The 17255-nt window shown below is 44.8% G+C and carries 13 protein-coding genes; 5 read left to right on the top strand and 8 right to left on the bottom strand.

The window, feature by feature from the left end:
• Positions 1 to 336, top strand: a 336-nt coding sequence (locus B050_RS22205) for a hypothetical protein (protein ID WP_044202201.1), incomplete at its 5' end; no start/stop codon positions are given.
• Between the two features lie 117 nt (positions 337 to 453).
• Here the strand turns inward: B050_RS22205 and B050_RS0109260 are convergent.
• Together B050_RS0109260 and rlmD are read right to left on the bottom strand one after the other, a co-directional pair.
• A complete protein-coding gene (locus tag B050_RS0109260; RefSeq protein WP_018473636.1) occupies positions 454 to 828 on the bottom strand; it encodes a hypothetical protein in 375 nt (124 codons plus the stop codon).
• Positions 829 to 832: 4 nt separating this feature from the next.
• Positions 833 to 2239, bottom strand: a complete 1407-nt coding sequence (gene rlmD, locus B050_RS0109265) for a 23S rRNA (uracil(1939)-C(5))-methyltransferase RlmD (RefSeq protein WP_026235762.1) — start codon at positions 2237 to 2239, stop codon at positions 833 to 835.
• 385 nt (positions 2240 to 2624) lie between these two features.
• On the opposite strand from rlmD, the gene B050_RS0109270 reads away from it, so the two are divergent.
• On the top strand, positions 2625 to 3437 hold the full coding sequence (locus tag B050_RS0109270) for an SDR family oxidoreductase (RefSeq protein WP_018473639.1): 813 nt from the start codon (positions 2625 to 2627) through the stop codon (positions 3435 to 3437).
• Between the two features lie 6 nt (positions 3438 to 3443).
• On the top strand, positions 3444 to 7424 hold the full coding sequence (locus B050_RS0109275; RefSeq protein ID WP_018473640.1) for an AAA domain-containing protein: 3981 nt from the start codon (positions 3444 to 3446) through the stop codon (positions 7422 to 7424).
• Positions 7425 to 7483: 59 nt separating this feature from the next.
• Here the strand turns inward: B050_RS0109275 and B050_RS0109280 are convergent, their stop codons facing one another.
• The 4 genes from B050_RS0109280 to recQ form a co-directional block, all read right to left on the bottom strand.
• Positions 7484 to 7966 (bottom strand): gliding motility lipoprotein GldH, encoded by a 483-nt coding sequence (locus B050_RS0109280; protein WP_018473641.1) that lies wholly within the window; start codon positions 7964 to 7966, stop codon positions 7484 to 7486.
• On the bottom strand, positions 7956 to 9323 hold the full coding sequence (locus tag B050_RS0109285) for a PSP1 domain-containing protein (protein WP_018473642.1): 1368 nt from the start codon (positions 9321 to 9323) through the stop codon (positions 7956 to 7958). Before B050_RS0109285 ends, B050_RS0109280 begins: the two co-directional genes overlap by 11 nt.
• A 146-nt stretch (positions 9324 to 9469) precedes the next feature.
• Positions 9470 to 10759, bottom strand: coding sequence for a phosphoribosylamine--glycine ligase (purD, locus tag B050_RS0109290; RefSeq protein ID WP_018473643.1), 1290 nt, complete (start codon positions 10757 to 10759; stop codon positions 9470 to 9472).
• Between the two features lie 17 nt (positions 10760 to 10776).
• Complete coding sequence (gene recQ, locus B050_RS0109295; protein ID WP_018473644.1) at positions 10777 to 12954, bottom strand: DNA helicase RecQ; 2178 nt, start codon at positions 12952 to 12954, stop codon at positions 10777 to 10779.
• 100 nt (positions 12955 to 13054) lie between these two features.
• On the opposite strand from recQ, the gene B050_RS0109300 reads away from it, so the two are divergent.
• The gene (locus tag B050_RS0109300) at positions 13055 to 14023 is read left to right on the top strand and encodes a KpsF/GutQ family sugar-phosphate isomerase (RefSeq protein WP_018473645.1); all 969 of its coding nucleotides are present in this window, start codon (positions 13055 to 13057) and stop codon (positions 14021 to 14023) included.
• Positions 14024 to 14030: 7 nt separating this feature from the next.
• The gene (locus tag B050_RS0109305; protein ID WP_018473646.1) at positions 14031 to 15101 is read left to right on the top strand and encodes a mannose-1-phosphate guanylyltransferase; all 1071 of its coding nucleotides are present in this window, start codon (positions 14031 to 14033) and stop codon (positions 15099 to 15101) included.
• A 32-nt stretch (positions 15102 to 15133) separates the two neighbouring features.
• Here the strand turns inward: B050_RS0109305 and B050_RS0109310 are convergent, their stop codons facing one another.
• Positions 15134 to 15631 carry an OsmC family protein gene (locus B050_RS0109310; RefSeq protein WP_018473647.1) on the bottom strand — a complete coding sequence of 166 codons (498 nt, stop codon included), beginning with the start codon at positions 15629 to 15631 and terminating at the stop codon, positions 15134 to 15136.
• 487 nt (positions 15632 to 16118) lie between these two features.
• A complete protein-coding gene (locus B050_RS0109315; RefSeq protein WP_018473648.1) occupies positions 16119 to 17204 on the bottom strand; it encodes an Ldh family oxidoreductase in 1086 nt (361 codons plus the stop codon).
• Positions 17205 to 17255: the final 51 nt, after the last annotated feature.

Below are 17255 nucleotides of genomic sequence, written 5' to 3' on the forward strand. Positions count from 1 at the left end.
GACTCTAAGGAATCTGGACTGATCAGCTATATGGAGGGAATCAATGGTGCGACTTCCTCTCCTGGTACAACCACCAATGGAAATGGGACCGATGCGACTTCTAATACCACTTTAGAAATAGAAGGAGCAATAGTAGGAACGGGAACTCCTGTCGATTATGGAGAAAATGGTTTCTATAACCTTATAGAAACCTTGGATGATCAGGATGCGGCCTATTCTGGAATTTATACCTATACCTACGCCATTGATGATGCAGAGAGCGTAGGCTGCGTAGCTACCATCCGCAAAATATATTCTAACCCTGCCATGCGCTCTATCAAGGGCAAGAAACAGTAAACATTTCTGGAGAATATAGAACGAGCATTTTTTTTAATAACTGGAAAAAATAGCCGATTAAGACTTAGTATAAAGTAAAAAAGCAGTCCCGGAATATAGATCCGGGACTGCTTTTTTTTAGTCGTTGGGGTAGGGGATATATACAAAACTTGTGAAATCCTCATCCACCACAAATAAACAACAATACTCATCGGGGTCTTTATAGGATTTTTTGAAATCCTCCAGAGAATCCTCCGTAACCAGCTTACGCTGGATAAATTCATCCAAATACGTGATATAATAATTCCAATCCACTTTTATATCCGTATTCCCTATCAATAATTGCCCTATAGGCTGGGCCGTTTTACAAACGGGAAACACCGGGAATTGGGAAAATTTCCGGCTGCGGACCTGGTAGGAAGCTTCTTTTAAAGTATCTGAGACTTTGATAAAGTCCTTGGTAATCGTGCCAAGGTACTTGCCATTCAATTCCGGATCATTATCTTCTCTCATATTATTATTTATTTAAAGTCAATAATACTACATTTTCTACGTGATAGGTCTGCGGAAACATATCCACCGGCTGCACGATATCCAATTTGTATTTCTCACCTAGTAAGGCTACATCACGGGCCTGAGTGGCAGGATTGCAGCTAACATACACGATTTTTGGTGCTTCGAGTTTCAGCAGCATATTCACCACATCCTCATGCATACCCGCTCGAGGGGGATCAGTGATGATCACATCCGGCGCAGCATGAGAAGCGATAAACTCATCATTCAACATGTCTTTCATATCCCCTGCATAGAAGAGGGTATTCTCCAGCCCGTTGACCTTCGCATTTACCTTCGCATCCTCAATCGCCGCTTCCACATACTCTATACCGATGACCTGCTTAGCATTTTTGGCCACAAAATTCGCGATCGTGCCTGTGCCGGTGTACAAATCATAAACCACTTCTTCCCCGGTAAGACCCGCAAACTCCCTCGCGACCTTATACAGCTCATAGGCTTGAAGGGAGTTGGTCTGGTAAAAAGACTTAGGCCCGATTCTAAACTCCAGCCCCTCCATCTCCTCTACGATATAATCACGACCCATAAACGTATGAATGTCCTGATCATGGAAGGTTTCGTTTTTCTTCAAGTTGATGATATAGAGCAAAGAAGTGAGTTCAGGGAATCGTCCACTGAGAAACTCCATTACTTTTTGGATATTTTCGGGCTGATCCTCACCAAACTGCACGATCACCATTATTTCTCCAGTAGTACTGGTCCTAATGATAAGATTACGTAGGAGCCCTTTTTGCTGGATCATATCAAAGAAACTAATGCCATTTTCAAGGGCAAAATCCCTGAGAGCATTTCTCACCTCGTTGGAGAGGTTTCCCTGAAGGTAGCAATGCTCCACATCCACGATCTTGTCAAATCGCTTAGGGATGTGAAAGCCTAAGGCATTTCGCTCAAATTCCTTTCCGGAATCTATTTCCTCACGGGTGAGCCAGCGGTTATTGGAAAAGGTGAAATCAAGCTTATTACGATAATATTGGGTATTGGCCGAGCCAATGATTGGCTGCACCTCAGGTACAGGGAGTTTACCTATCCGCTGAAACTGGTCAATGACCTGCTGGCGCTTATAGGACATCTGTAGCTCATAGTTGATATGCTGCCACTTGCAGCCACCGCATACCCCAAAGTGGGAGCAAAAAGGCTCCACCCTATCGGGGGAATATTGATGGATCTTAATGGCCTCGCCTTCCATAAAAGTGCTTTTGCCACGGGTAATACGTACGTCCACCACATCTCCCGGGGCCACGTTTTGTACGAAGACCACTTTCCCCTCATGGTGTGCGACGCTCTTGCCCTCAGTGGCTATTCTTTCGATAGTAAGGTTTTCTATGACCTTATTTTTCATCTTTCTTGACATAGGCTGCAAAATTAATCATTAAAAATGGAATTTGACCAAGGATTGCAAGCTTAGAATCCTGACTGCCCTATAATATAAAAATAAATATCCCTCATTCGGAAATTGTGCGCTCCAGCACTCCCCTTCCCTGGCAGCTAAATGGTCTTTGATAAGGGTATATAAATTGCTATGGGTATAAATGAGATCATGCTATCGATCAGTTTCCTTCTGGCAGACCGGGAGGGCAAAGGATATTCCGCCAGACTTAGGGAAACTATTTTGGCATATATCCCATTGTCAGGAAGAAGATTATGCTTTCTCGAATGATTTTTTTAATCAGGAAATGAGTATAGTTTTATCGGAATTGGTCGAATTCATTATATTTAGGCTTAAAGAAAATTAGAAAATGAAATTTAAGGACAAGGTTGTATTGATTACAGGAGCCACGTCGGGAATTGGTAAGGCCTGCGCGATGGCTTTTGGTGAAGAAGGAGCAAAAGTGGCCATTACAGGAAGAAGCCAGGCCAATCTGGATAATACGTTGGTCTTATTACAGAAAAAAGGCATCGACTGCTTAGGGATATTGGCTGAAGCCTCCAGTGAGGAAGACAATAAAATGATGGCCGAAAAAGTCAGTTCTCATTTTGGTAAAATCGATATACTAATAAATAATGCAGGCATTTCCATGAGAGCATTATTTGAGGAGCTGGATACCAAGGTATTTCATGAGGTGATGAATATCAACTTCTGGGGAACCGTCTATGCTACTAAATATTGCCTGCCTGAAATACTAAAATCCAAGGGCTCGGTGATTGGGGTAAGCTCCATCAATGGGTTTCGTGGTACCCCAGCTCGCACTGCCTATACCGCAAGTAAGTTTGCGATGAATGGATTTATGGAATCCCTTCGTACCGAGGTGATGAAGCGGGGCGTCCATGTATTGGTGGCCTGTCCCGGCTTTACCGCTTCCAATATCCGAAACAAGGCCTTGACCGCAGATGGAAGCAGCCAAGGGGAATCACCCCGAAATGAAACCGCCATGATGACCGCAGAAGAGGTCGCCGCTCATATCCTAAAAGCCACCCTCAAAAAGAAACGCGATATCGTATTGACCCGAGAAGGAAAATTGGCGGTGTTTTTGAATAAATGGATTCCTGGGATAATGGATGGAATTGTGTATAACCATATGGCGAAGGAGGCCGACTCTCCATTTAAATAAATAGTAATGGCAAAGAAAATATTTCAAGCTTATAGGAATAGATTGGTGGACCTGTCTTCCAAAAACAAATCCATCTTCCTGCCCAAGCTTACCATCAATCAAATGGTGAGCCTGGCCGAGCTTGAAGGTTTTCACCATGCCAAACCTTTTTTATATATCTCAGATATTCTGGGTCGGAAAAAAAAGATACCCTTTCTACCTTCTGAGGACCCCAGAGATAAAGACCTAAACCTGCTCTCCGCCAGAGTCCAAAGAATCAGCCAATCGGTAAAGATTGCAGAAGAGGAATCTGGCGAGCAAAGCCTGTATCTCGGCTGGCCCTTTGTGGAAGGAATGCTGATGAATGGGCAAGTGATCCGCTGTCCTTTGGTCTTATTCCCCCTTAATCTAGCGAAAGAAGGAAAAAAATGGGTGCTGAAGAAGGATGCCGGAGATCAGCCCATCCTTAATAAGAGCTTTTTGCTGGCCTATTCCCACTCCTTGGGGGAGCCTTTTAAGGAGGATTGGTGGGAAAATCCCCTGGATCAGTTTCCTCGCGAGCCGACACCCTTCCGGACCGAATTATACCAATACCTAAAAAAGGAGCTTAGCGTCAATTTTACCGGAGAACTTTTCGAGGATAAGATCATTGACATTCCTCCCATAAGTCTGGCAGAAGCTCAGCAGGAATATAAGCCAGGACTGCTAAAGCTGAAGCCCTATGCCGTCTTGGGACAGTTTTCTCAAAAAAGCTCCTTTCTTATTAATGATTATGAAAAACTCATCGCCACCTCCGGAGAGACGGATTTGGAGGCTTTGTTTTCTGAGCGCTTCAGGCCCGACGAAGATACCGTCCAAACTGCAGACGCCAATTTACTGAATACCTTACCTCTGGATGCGAGTCAGGAAGAAGTGATGAGAATGGTAAGGGAAGGCGGTTCTTGTGTGGTAGAGGGCCCTCCCGGCTCAGGCAAGTCCCAATTGATCTCCAATCTGGTGTCTGACTTCATCAGCCGTGGAAAGAAAGTCCTAGTGGTCTCTCAAAAGAAAGCTGCCCTTGATGTGGTCTCCCAAAGGCTAGGATCTCTGGGATATGGCGCTTTTTTGGCTCCTGTGCATGATTTTCGAGCGGATAGAGGTGTCGTCTTTGCGCAGCTGGAAAGCCAGATCCAATCCCTGGAATCTTACCAGGAACTGAATCGGGGACTGGATGCGATTCAGCTCGAAAGGGAGTTTAGCCAGACGGTCCGTAGGATCGAAAACCACGCCGAGATTCTTGAGGATTATAGACATGCACTCTTTAATACGGAGGAATGTGGCGTTCCCGTGAAAGAATTATACATGAGCTCTTCTGTTGGGGAGGAGCATATCAACCTAACGCAGTATTATAAATATTTTCATTGGAATGATCTGGATGAATTCCTGAGGGATTTGAAGGATTACCTTTATTTCTACCCTAAGTATGAGCAGGCGGATTCATTTTGGCTGCACCGGGTGGATTTCTCTGAATTTACAGCCAATGCTATTTATCGATTCAAGGAAAACCTGGAGGAGATCAAAGAACTGAAGAACACCGCAGAAATGATTCTGGGGGATTTACTCTTTCAGCCGTTTGAATTTCCTCTTGTATATCAATCCTTCGAATATAAGGACCGCCTGCAAAGCCTGCAGTCCTTAATACGGAATGAGGAGATCTTTGAGGCCTTGAAGGAGCTTATGAAATACCCCATCGGCGAACTGGATGTTTTGTGGCTCGAGAATAAGGAGGATATTATCAAGAAGCTCTTTTCGGAGGAGGGAATAGAGTGGTCCGTAAAGGACGAGGAAGTGGAGTCCACCTACCAGAAAGTCCTTCACGTTATCGGTATGAAGGATTCCTGGTGGAAGTCTCTTTCCCTGAAGCTTTATAAGAAGGAGTATAAGCAGGTCTGGAATCTGCTCAATCATAATGAGCTTCCACATGACCGTAATGGCCTTTCCACCTTGCGGAAGATGCTGGAAAATCGGCTCAATATAAATCATCAATATACCCTGCTGGATAGGAAACCCTGGGTGGATTTACCCGAAAAACCATTTGGTTTTACTGAATTTAACCATAAGTTTCATGTGCTTCAGGAGGCCGTAAAGGCCCGGTTTGCCTTGGAGGACTTAGGGGTTTTGACTCCCTATCTGATTTTCGAAAGAGCCGATTACGATCAGTTCAGGCAGATTATCCATGAGCTGATCGGAATCAATGAGCTGATTGCTTTCAAATCCGCAGTGTGGAGGCAGTATTTTAGCGATATTCAGATCAAACACCTGCTGACCACCAATGATAAGCATCGCCTGGACCTGATAAGAGATACCATTACCTCTAATTTTACCGAAATAGTGGCCTTAGATCGTCTGAAAAGAAAACTTAGAGCAGTGGATTTGGAGGTGATCAGAAAACTGTTGGATGAATTTCCCGATAAATCCTTTGAAGAATTAAAAGGGATCTTTCTGGCAGGGCTAAAACTCAGCTGGATAGAGCATATAGAAGCGAAGTACCCCGTATTGCAGGAGGTAAGCCTTCCTCGTCTGAAGGATATCATTGATGAATTTGGAAAGGCGGTGGATGAGAAGCTGGCGGCAACTAAGTTTTTGGCCGAATTAAGGCTTCGTGAGAACACCTTCTCCCGCTTAGAATACAACCGCCTCAATCACTTGGTGACTTATCGGGAGCTCCTTCATCAGGTGACCAAGAAGAAACGACTGTGGAGCCTGAGGAAATTGATGGAGAGTTTTGATGAAGAGGTGCTGCGCTTGGTGCCTTGCTGGTTGGCATCACCAGAGACGGTTTCTGCGGTATTCCCACTGGAGACGAAGTTTGATTTGGTGGTTTTTGATGAGTCGTCTCAGTGTTTTGCAGAGCGAGGCCTGCCGGCCATGTTACGAGGAAAGCAGGTAGTGATCGCTGGAGATAGTCAGCAGCTTTCTCCTTACGATCTGTATGCTACAAGGCTGGATGCTCCAGAGGAATCCATAGAGCTGGAGACGGAGTCCTTATTGGATTTGGCTTCGCTTTATTTTAAGAAAATTATCCTTGAAGGCCATTACCGAAGCAAGTACTTTTCATTAATTGCTTTTTCGAACCAGCATTTTTATAATAATAAACTGGCGATGGTGCCTGATATTTCTCAGGTCCAGTCTCAGGCGGAGGTTTATAAATATGTGAAGACCACAGGGGTATGGGATAAGCAGATGAATCAGGTGGAGGCAGAGGAGGTTTTGCATCAGCTTAAGATTATTCTTAGCGAGGATCCGGAGGCCAGCATAGGGGTGGTAACCTTTAATTATTTCCAGATGGATCTGCTAGCTGGCTTGATAGCAGCGCATAGAGATTTGCAGAAGGCAAGGGTGAAGGTGAAGAATATCGAAAATGTGCAAGGTGATGAATTTGATACTGTGATATTTTCCATTGGCTATGCCAAAAATAAAGCGGGGAAATTGGTGGCTAACTTTGGCTTATTGTCCAAGGCGGGAGGCATAAACAGGTTAAATGTAGCGATCACGCGAGCCAAGCAAAAAATCGTGGTGGTCACAAGTATTGAGCCAGAGGATTTTAAACCCAGACAGCTGCTCAATCCGGGGGTGAAAATGCTGTCCGATTATTTGGGCTTTGCTCGTAATATCAGTGAAGGCATGCAAGCCTCGATTCAGGAGCAGTCTCCTAGTGGGTTTGAGGTGTCATGGTATTTGAAGAATAAGCTGGAGGGGAAATATGGCGCTCACCTTGTCCAAAGTGCAAAGCATTCCAGGATTATTGATCTTGAATTAGTAAAAGAGGATGGAGGCTTGGTGGCGGCCATTCTTACGGATGATGATCGGCTGTTTAATGCCCGATCGGCCAAGGAGGCATTTGTTTATCATCCGCGTTTATTGAGGTCCAAAGGCTGGTCAGTGATTCAGGTATTCAGCCGCCAATATTGGTTGGATAAGGAAGACTTGATGCAAACAAAACTTTCCCCTAAAGAAAATCACCATTAAAATCTGGCAGTCAGCAGACCACGTAAGCGTAGTTTAGAGCAAATAGAAAAAGGGATGAATCAATTCATCCCTTTTTCTATTTTTATTCCTAAAGACTCTATTCCGTCCAGGGCATTACTTCTCATGTATTGAATAAACTGCATTTTTGAGTTTTGCAGTGCCGTCGCTTTTAGACTAGGCAGGGTGTCCACCACGGTGAAGCTATTGCCATATCCACTGCCCAGTGGCTTGCCTGATTTAGGGTCAAAAAGCTTCAAATAGATCAGCTTATTGGTTTGGATACTGCCAGTGCTATCCCTGAGTATATATCGGAGGTATAGATTGTGATAATCGTATTCCTCATTATATTTCACACGGAGGGTCGCCAGAGCACCTTCATTTGGGATGGCCGGGACCATAAATGAGAGCGTGTCCTCAGCTGGCCAGGATAACTCTTCGAAGCTTTGGTACTCTTCCACTAGCCTGGCTTGATCGCAGGAGATCATTAGACCTCCTGTAATCAGCCACAGGCATATTCTGCCAAGGGTATGCTTAACTTTCATTAGTTGACGGTCCGTTATTTTGGTTTCCACGCGGGCCTTTTTTACGGTTATTATTATTTCGTCTCTTATTAGGTTTAGGCTTTGCGCCAGCTCCATTACCAGCATTTGCCGCTGGATTGCCACCGGTTTTTGGTGCTTGCGGCTGCTTTGGCGCATTAGCGGCATTGGGATTGGGCCTCGCTCCAGCACTTCCCGCAGGCTTATTGGCGTCGTTTCTCCTTCTGTTAGGATTATTTCTTCGCTTTTGATTTTTATCCCTATTCCCTGGAGTTCCAGTATTTTGAGGATTTTGAGGTCTGGCCTGAGCTTCGCCTCCATTGTTTTCCAATGGCTTTGGTCTAGGCTTACGCTTTTTCTTTCTTTTATTCTTGGTGCTGAATTTCTTATCCAGTACTTCGAGGTCTAGGTTTGAGCTTTCTTTTTCGTCCTCCAGATCCATCATTTCGTTGGATTCGAGGCTGAAAGGCTTCAGTCCTTGCTCATTCATGGCGATGATTTCCTTCACCCTAACACAGTCGATGGAGTGCCAGTTGTTTTCATTATTATAGCTAAACCACATCAGCTTACGGAAGATATCTGTCTTCTGCAATTTTGCCTGACCTGCTTCGGTCAGCAATGGTTTTTCGACATTTGGCACATCCTCCAAGGCATTCATATAGGTGTCTAATTCATAATTTAGACAACATTTCAGTCTTCCGCACTGCCCAGATAGCTTGGTAGGATTGAGGGATAGGTTTTGATACCTCGCTGCGGAGGTACTCACGCTCTTGAAGTCGTGGATCCAGGTGGAGCAGCAGAGTTCCCTGCCGCAGACCCCAATACCACCAAGGCGTCCAGCCTCCTGACGAAGACTGATTTGGCGCATTTCTACCCGGATTTTAAATTCCGAGGCCAGCACTTTTATCAATTCCCGAAAATCGACCCGGTCTTCGGCAGAGTAGAAAAAGGTAGCTTTGGAGTTATCTGCTTGGTATTCCACATCAGATAGCTTCATTTGCAGGCTTACCTCATCGATGATCTGCTTGGTACGATACAGGGTAGGTACCTCCCTGTTTTTCGCTTCCTCCCATTTTTCTATATCTTTTGGGGAGGCTACACGGTAAATTTTGGTGATATTATCGTCGTTTTTGATCTTTCTCTTCTGCATTTGCAGACGGACTAGCTCTCCCTGTAAGGAGACATATCCGATATGATGTCCATTAGGTACATCCACCACCACAGGGTCTCCTGTGTGTAATTTCAGGTGGTTTACATTTCGGAAATAATCTTTTCGTCCTCCTTTGAATTTTATCTCGACAAAATCAAAATTATCCACTGTTGGGATTCCCATATGAGAAAGCCAATCAAAGGAATTCATTTTATTACAATCGCTCGTTCCGCAGGTGCCATTATTTTGACACCCTCCACCACTGGTGGTCGAGCAGCTACTACATCCTGCCATATCACATTATCTATATTTTAGGGAGGCCGGATTTCCGGCTTCCTCGTATAAGAATTATGACTTTATTTGCCATAATTTATGATGTCCTGACCGATATCTTTTCGGTAGTACACATCCTTCCAGGTGATCTGTTCCACCCGGGTATAGGCATTGGAAAGTGCTTCCTCTATCGAGTGCCCCTTACCGGTGATGCCCATTACGCGCCCTCCATTGGTGACCACTTTATCCTCTTTGGAAGTGGTGCCCGCATGGAAAGTGATGCTTTCACTTGTTGATGATTCCAGCCCTTCTATCGGGAGGTTTTTCTCATAAGCGCCTGGATATCCTCCCGCCACCATCACTATCGTGGTGGTGTAGAAGTCCTCCAATTCTATTTTATATTGATCCAGGGTGCCTGTGCCCATTGCATATAGTAAGTCCACAAAATCACTTTTGATTCTTGGAAGTACCGCTTGAGTTTCAGGATCTCCCATTCTCACATTGTACTCGATCACATAAGGTTCTCCCTCCATATTCATCAATCCGATGAATACAAATCCCTTATAATCGATATTCTCCTTAGTAAGTCCATTGATGGTGGGGATCACCACCTTTTCTTCTACCTTCTGGAGGAAATCTCCCTTGGCAAAAGGTACCGGGCTTACCGCTCCCATTCCACCGGTGTTGAGGCCCGTGTCTTGTTCGCCGATGCGCTTATAGTCTTTGGCCTCCGGCAATATCTTATAGCTTTTGCCATCTGTAGCGACGAATACCGACAGTTCGATCCCTTTCAGGAATTCCTCAACGACTACTTTGTCTGAGGCTGAGCCAAATTTACTTTCCAGCAACATCTCATTAAAAGACTGCTCGGCATCTTCCAGCGTTTCGCAGATCAATACCCCTTTTCCTGCAGCCAGGCCATCAGCCTTCAATACCACAGGTAAGCGTTGCTGTCTAATAAAGTCTAATCCCTCCTCAATAGTTTCCTTGGTGAATGTCGCTGATGCCGCAGTAGGCACATTATTTCTTTGCATGAACTGCTTAGAAAAGTCCTTGCTGCCTTCCAGTGTAGCGCCCAATTGCTGAGGCCCCACCACGGGCAAGTTCTTTGTTTCTTCCTCTGCTGCGAAGTAATCAGCTACTCCCTTTACCAAAGGCTCCTCAGGCCCCACCACTAGCATATCAATGGAGTGTTTCAGTATAAATTCCTTGATCGCTGGAAAGTCGGTGATTCCCAAGTCCACATTGGTGGCTATCGCTGCGGTACCGGCATTTCCCGGGGCCACATATAATTGGTTACATTTAGGACTGTTGGTGATTTTATGGGCGAAAGCGTGTTCTCTTCCGCCGCTTCCTAATAATAATATATTCATGAATTTAACGCTAAATTTTAATTGGCATGATCTGATATAAACTTGATTCTATAGACCCGGATCTCTTCCTCACCAAAGTCATCATCTTCAAGTTCGTTTAATGCCTCTCTGATTTTGTCACTGTCTGCAGACATAAAATAGTCATGAAGGATGTCCTCTCGTTCATCATCCATGATATTTTCTATATAGTAATTTATGTTCAGCTTGGTACCGCTGTATATAATTTGCTCGATTTCATGCAGCAACTCAGACATATCTATATTGAGGTTGCTGGCGATTTCATCCAAATCGATTTTTCGATCGATCTGCTGAATGATAGAAATCTTTACTTTTGATCGGGTGCCTGCAGTCTTGACCACAACGTCTGAGGCGGTAATAATTTCGTTCTCCTCTACATAAGTGGTAATTAGCTTAAGGAACGGCGCCCCAAATTTAGTGACTTTTCCCATTCCCACCCCATTTATTTGGGCGAGTTCTTCACGACTGGTAGGATATACTGTCGCCATCTCCTCCAATGAAGGGTCTTGGAAGATCACATAGGGAGGCAGCCCTTTTGACTTCGCCACCTTTTTTCGCTCCACTTTCAGCAGGTCAAAGAGCTTCTCGTCATATGCCTTACCCGTATTGCTGAGTACCTCGGCCTCATCATTTTCGATCATCTCCTCGAAATTATGATCCTTGGTCAGGGTTACCTCGTAGGGAGAATCCATATATTCCTCACTCTTGGGAGATAGCCTGATGACACCATAGTTCTCGATGTCCTTGCTTAGTAGTCCCATGATCATGGCTTGGCGAAGGACGGATTTCCAATGCCGTTCATCCTTGTCTTTTCCCATCCCAAAGATCTTGAGCCCATCATGCTTATAGCTCTCCATATACTCATTTTGCTCCCCTCGGATTACATTGACTATATGCTCCAGGTTGAATCGCTGATGGGTTTCCTTCACCGCTTCGATAGCGATGAGGATATCATCTTTCCCGGGAAACTCCTCTCTTTTCTTCTTGCAGTTATCGCAGTATCCACAGTCATCTTTTAGACTTTCGCCAAAATAATGAAGTAGTACCTTGCGACGGCAAACGGAGCTTTCGGCATAAGCGGCCATTTCCTGAAGGAGAACTTTCGCATTCTCCCTTTCATTGACTGGCTTATCTTTATTGAACTTCTCGAGTTTTAGAATATCGTCATATTTGTAAAACATCAGACAGTGACCTTCGAGGCCATCTCTTCCTGCCCGTCCAGTTTCCTGATAGTATCCCTCGAGGGATTTTGGTACATCATAGTGAATCACATAGCGGACATCAGGCTTGTCAATCCCCATCCCAAAGGCAATGGTGGCGACTACCACGTCCAGCTCCTCATTGAGGAAGTCATCCTGGTTTTTGATCCGAACCGCTGAGTCCAGGCCTGCATGATAAGGCGCAGCATTGATGCCGTTTACCCGGAGGAGTTCGGCGATCTCTTCTACTTTCTTCCTGCTGAGGCAGTAAATAATACCAGATTTTCCTTTATGATGTTTTACGTATTTGATGAGCTGCTTCTTGGTGTCCGTCTTTACCTTTGGCCGAACCTCATAGAATAAATTGGTTCTGTTAAAGGATGACTTGAACAAGTCAGCTTCTTCCATATTCAAATTGCGCTGAATATCCTGCTGTACCTTAGGGGTAGCAGTGGCTGTAAGCGCGATTATGGGTAGGTTTTCACCTATCTGACCGATGATCTGTTTGATTTTTCGGTATTCTGGACGGAAGTCATGCCCCCATTCTGAGATACAGTGCGCCTCATCTATGGCTACAAAACTGAGTTGAGCAGTTTTCAGGAACTCCATATTCTCCTCTTTGGTAAGAGACTCAGGAGCGACATAGAGTAGTTTGGTGTCCCCACTTAAGACTTCTTTCTTCACCCTATTGGATTCAGACTTGCTCAAAGTGGAGTTTAGAAAGTGGGCATTGATGCCAAATGCATTCAATTGATCCACTTGATTTTTCATCAAAGCGATCAAGGGGGATATGACAATAGCCGTCCCACCAATGGTGACGGCTGGCAGTTGATAGCATAGGGATTTTCCTGCCCCTGTGGGCATGATCACAAAGGTGTTATTGCCTTTGAGTATGTTATCAACGATTAATTCCTGGTTTCCTCTAAACTGACTGAAACCAAAAATCTTTTTGAGGTTTTCTTTTATTTTTATATCCACTCCATTCTGTCTTTTTAATGATATGCCGAACGCTTTTCATTAAATTTTTAAAGCAAATAATTTTACCTTTGTACAAATTTAATTAATAACCTCGGTAAAATTGAAGATAATAAAAAATATTAGAAATAGCGCCATCAAAGTTCTGCAAACGGAAGCAGACGCTCTTCAAAATCTTATCCCCAACATCGATAGCGATTTTGAATCCTGTGTGGAAGAGATTCTCAACACCAAAGGAAGGGTGGTGATTACCGGGGTTGGCAAAAGCGCCATTGTGGCCACTAAAATCGTCGCAACCCTCAATTCTACCGGAACTCCCGCTTTATTTATGCATGCCGCAGATGCTATTCATGGAGATTTAGGTATGATTCAAAAAGAAGATTTTGTAATTTGTATTTCTAAAAGTGGAAATACTCCAGAGGTAAAGGTTTTAGTGCCTATGCTCAAAAGAATGGGGTCCCGTCTAGCAGCTCTGGTAAGTAATACCAGTAGCTTTCTAGCCCAACAGGCAGATTTTGTGCTCAATGCGACCATCGCCGAGGAAGCATGCCCACTTAATCTGGCTCCCACCACCAGCACCACCGCCCATATGGCGATGGGTGATGCTCTTGCCGTTTGCCTCTTGGAAGCGAGAGGATTTAGTAGTGATGATTTTGCAAAATACCATCCAGGTGGTGCCTTGGGCAAACAACTCTACCTGACCGTCGGAGATATCGCCATCAAAGACCAGTTGCCAGTAGTTTCTATGGACGCTTCCCTGGCGGAGGTGATTATAGAAATAAGTGGTAAAAGACTTGGGGCTACAGCCGTCTGGAATCAGGAATTCCTCCTGCAGGGTATCGTGACCGATGGAGATCTACGGAGAATGCTTGAAAATCATACCGAGTTAAAAGGCCTAACCGCCAAAGATATAATGACAAAAAACCCAAAAACAATACAAAAATCAGAATATGCCGTCAGAGCGCTTAATCTGATGAAACAATATAATATCACCCAATTGGTCGTCATGGACCAATCCAAAGTGGCTGGATTTATCCATATTCACGATATAATGAAAGAGGGGATTGTCTAAACTAAACATGCAAAATAAACCATATATCGTTATTCTTGCGGGAGGAATAGGCTCCAAATTTTGGCCTTATAGCCGGAATGAATATCCCAAACAGTTTCTCGATCTCCTGGGGACCGGACGGACATTGCTCCAGATGACCTATGACCGCTACGTGAAAATGACTCGACCAGAGCGGATTTATGTAGTCACCAACCAAGCTTATGTGGGACTGGTGAGCGAGCAGCTGCCGGACTTGCTGCCCGAGCAGGTACTAGGAGAGCCCCTTCGGAGAAATACCGCCACCTGCATCGCTTATGCCAGCTACGTCATTCAGAAAAAAGATGAAAACGCACGGGTTATCGTGAGCCCTTCAGATCACCTGATCATGGATGAAGTGGCCTTCCATAGAACCATGGCCCTTGCCCTTGCCGAAGCCGAAACCGACGACCACCTTATAAATATCGGCATCAAACCCGTAAGGCCTGATACCGCCTATGGCTATGTGCAATATATTGATCAGGATAAACCCGTCAAAAAAGTAAAAACCTTTACCGAAAAACCCGATGCCAAACTGGCCAAGGCTTTCCTGGATAGTGGGGATTTTGCATGGAATAGCGGGACTTTTGTATGGAAAAATAAAGCCATCATCCAGGCTTTCGAAAAGTACCTGCCTGAAATGGCCGAGGTATTTGAAGAAGGAACCGCCTATTTTTTCTCCCAGGATCAAGAGGAGTTTGTCAAAAGAGCCTATTCCCTAGTCAAAAATATAACCATCGACCTTGGGATCATGGAGAAGTCCGATAGCGTGTACCTTATTCTTGGCGATTATGGCTGGTCCGACCTGGGCTCCTGGCTGAGTATCCATAAACTCAAAGACAGAGACAATGCCAATAATGTGGTGGAAGCCAATGCCATGCTATATGATACCACCAATAGTTTCATAAAAGTCTCCCCCCAAAAACTCGTGGTAGTCCATGGATTGGACAATTACCTCGTGACAGAATCAGATAATGTGCTGCTGATCTGTAAATTGGACGCGGAGAAAAAATTCAAGGAATTCGTGGCGGATGCCAAAAACAAAGGTGAGGACTTTATATAGCCCTCACCTTTGTTTCTTTGCCCTGACCTAGATTAGGAATTAGTGAAGGATTGCTTCTTATTCGCGATCCTGATCACAGGTTTTTGCTTAATAGGGAAATTACAGCTGTTGGCAATGAAACAGTGCTCATGGGCTCCTTTATGGATCTCCATTGCCTTATGCTTCATGTCTTCGGATTCTACCGTCACCACGGGGTATAATACCACCTCGGAAAACTGCCCCGATCCGTTTTTATTTTCTGTCATGATCCCTTCTGCATGGTCCTCATAATGAACCACGCTCACTCCCGCTTCCGCACACAGATGCAAATACCATAACATATGGCAGGATGCTATGCTGGAAAGGAATAGCTCTTCCGGATTGTGGCGGCTAGCATCACCCCTGAATTGAGGGTCTGAACTGCCCATTAGCTTCGCTTTTCCTTCTGTTTTTACTTCAAAATTCCTTTGATAGGCCATATAGCCACGAGTGCCCATGCCGGTATTCCCGGTCCACTCGATCAAGGTTTGGTAGTGATGAAATCTAGACATACGTTTAAGTTAGGGAAAATTGATTGATCCTAAAATTAAAATTTAGTAAAAGTATATGGCTTAAACAAAAATGTAAGGGACTGACTGCTTAGGGCTTTATTTCAATTTTTGGTTCCTCTAGCCCTTTCTGTTCTTTTGAAAAGAATTCCCTGGAGGTCCCCTTTTTACTAATACCCTGCCTATCTGTCTAGTAATTAATGAATTGGTTAGGGTGGGTCCTGTGCCTTATCTATGTATTCTTAGCCGAGCTCCCTAGCGGAGTGGAAGTGTAAAAAAATGCAATTTTATTTTTCTTTAATACAAAAAAAATATCAAATGGCTAGATCCTAAAATTCTTTTATTGCTGCGCTACAGTCACCTTAATAATAAGGGTTCTGTCTATATCTCCTCCTACAGTCAATCGACTGGTGCGATAGCTGATGATAAATAGAAACGAGGGTAGCTATAAGTTAGGATAAAAGTGTTTTTAAAATCTAGCCACCTTTACTTATAGGTTGTCGAAATTAAAATCGACACCAAATTTTTCTCCTAGCGAGGCGAGATCTTTTTGGACAGGCTCCAATAAGGGGATGCCATTCGCCATTCTTTCGGTTTCCAGGGCTCTTTCGGGATCGCCTGGGATAAGCACCTTATCATTTCCGGGAGTGGTCTCTGCGCTTCTGAACCTACGGATCCAGTTGTCCATATGACTTTTAAATTCGTCTGCCGGTCTAAAAGCGTCCACTCTCATCGCGCCAAAGAAGTGGCCTATTCCTTCCCCAACAGGGTTAGGGTCGGGCTCCAGGAAGGCGACAAATGGAGGTACCCAAGGTCCGTAATTGGCTCCAGAGAGCACAGCAGAAAAGATATCGACGATAGATCCCAGTGCGTAGCCTTTGTGAGAGCCATGCTCTCGGTCTCCACCCAAGGGGAGGAGGGCACCGCCTTCTTTTACCCCATAAGCATTGGTGGTGGGCTTGCCTTCTTTATCCTGGATCCAGCCTTCTGGCGCATCCTGATTTTTTCTTTGTAAAATCTCTAGTTTTCCGTTGGCAGCAGTGGTGGTGGCCATATCTGCTACGAATGGCGGCTCTTCTCCCGCAGGGATAGCCACAGCGATCGGGTTAGTACCCAGTAGTCTCTCCTTAGAGAAAGTAGGGCTCACCAGTGGGCTGGCATTGGTCATGGACATGCCGATCATGTCTTCACTTACGGCTTTCAGGGCATGATGTCCAGCGATTCCGTAGTGATTGGAGTTTTTTACGGATACCCAGCCCGTCCCTGCAATGCGTGCCTTTTCGATGGCTACCTGCATGGCGATGGGGGCCACGACTAGGCCTAAACCTCCGTCACCGTCGATCACCGCCGTGCTTGGGGTCTCATGGACGGTTTTTACTTTTGGATTGGTATTGATTCGCCCTGCTTCCCAGAGACGTACATAGCCAGAGAGCCTGGCCACCCCGTGGGAATCGACCCCTCTTAAGTCTGCCGAAAGCAATACTTCCGTGGCTGATTGGGCGTCTTCCTCAGGACAGCCCATTTTTAGAAAAATATTCTTAGTAAATGCAAATAGTTTATTGAATTCAAATACCATGATTTCTTTAAAATGTGAACTCCGTATTATTATATCTTATTGATTCAAGGA

Origin of the sequence: Echinicola pacifica DSM 19836 (assembly GCF_000373245.1) — a bacterium.
GTDB lineage: Bacteria > Bacteroidota > Bacteroidia > Cytophagales > Cyclobacteriaceae > Echinicola > Echinicola pacifica.

Excerpts from the sequence above, each read along its gene's own strand:
- B050_RS0109260 (WP_018473636.1), bottom strand. The coding sequence starts at position 828 with ATGAGAGAAGATAATGATCCGGAATTGAATGGCAAGTACCTTGGCACG.
- rlmD (WP_026235762.1), bottom strand. The coding sequence starts at position 2,239 with ATGTCAAGAAAGATGAAAAATAAGGTCATAGAAAACCTTACTATCGAA.
- B050_RS0109270 (WP_018473639.1), top strand. The coding sequence starts at position 2,625 with ATGAAATTTAAGGACAAGGTTGTATTGATTACAGGAGCCACGTCGGGA.
- B050_RS0109275 (WP_018473640.1), top strand. The coding sequence starts at position 3,444 with ATGGCAAAGAAAATATTTCAAGCTTATAGGAATAGATTGGTGGACCTG.
- B050_RS0109280 (WP_018473641.1), bottom strand. The coding sequence starts at position 7,966 with ATGAAAGTTAAGCATACCCTTGGCAGAATATGCCTGTGGCTGATTACA.
- B050_RS0109285 (WP_018473642.1), bottom strand. The coding sequence starts at position 9,323 with ATGAATTCCTTTGATTGGCTTTCTCATATGGGAATCCCAACAGTGGAT.
- purD (WP_018473643.1), bottom strand. The coding sequence starts at position 10,759 with ATGAATATATTATTATTAGGAAGCGGCGGAAGAGAACACGCTTTCGCC.
- B050_RS0109305 (WP_018473646.1), top strand. The coding sequence starts at position 14,031 with ATGCAAAATAAACCATATATCGTTATTCTTGCGGGAGGAATAGGCTCC.
- B050_RS0109310 (WP_018473647.1), bottom strand. The coding sequence starts at position 15,631 with ATGTCTAGATTTCATCACTACCAAACCTTGATCGAGTGGACCGGGAAT.
- B050_RS0109315 (WP_018473648.1), bottom strand. The coding sequence starts at position 17,204 with ATGGTATTTGAATTCAATAAACTATTTGCATTTACTAAGAATATTTTT.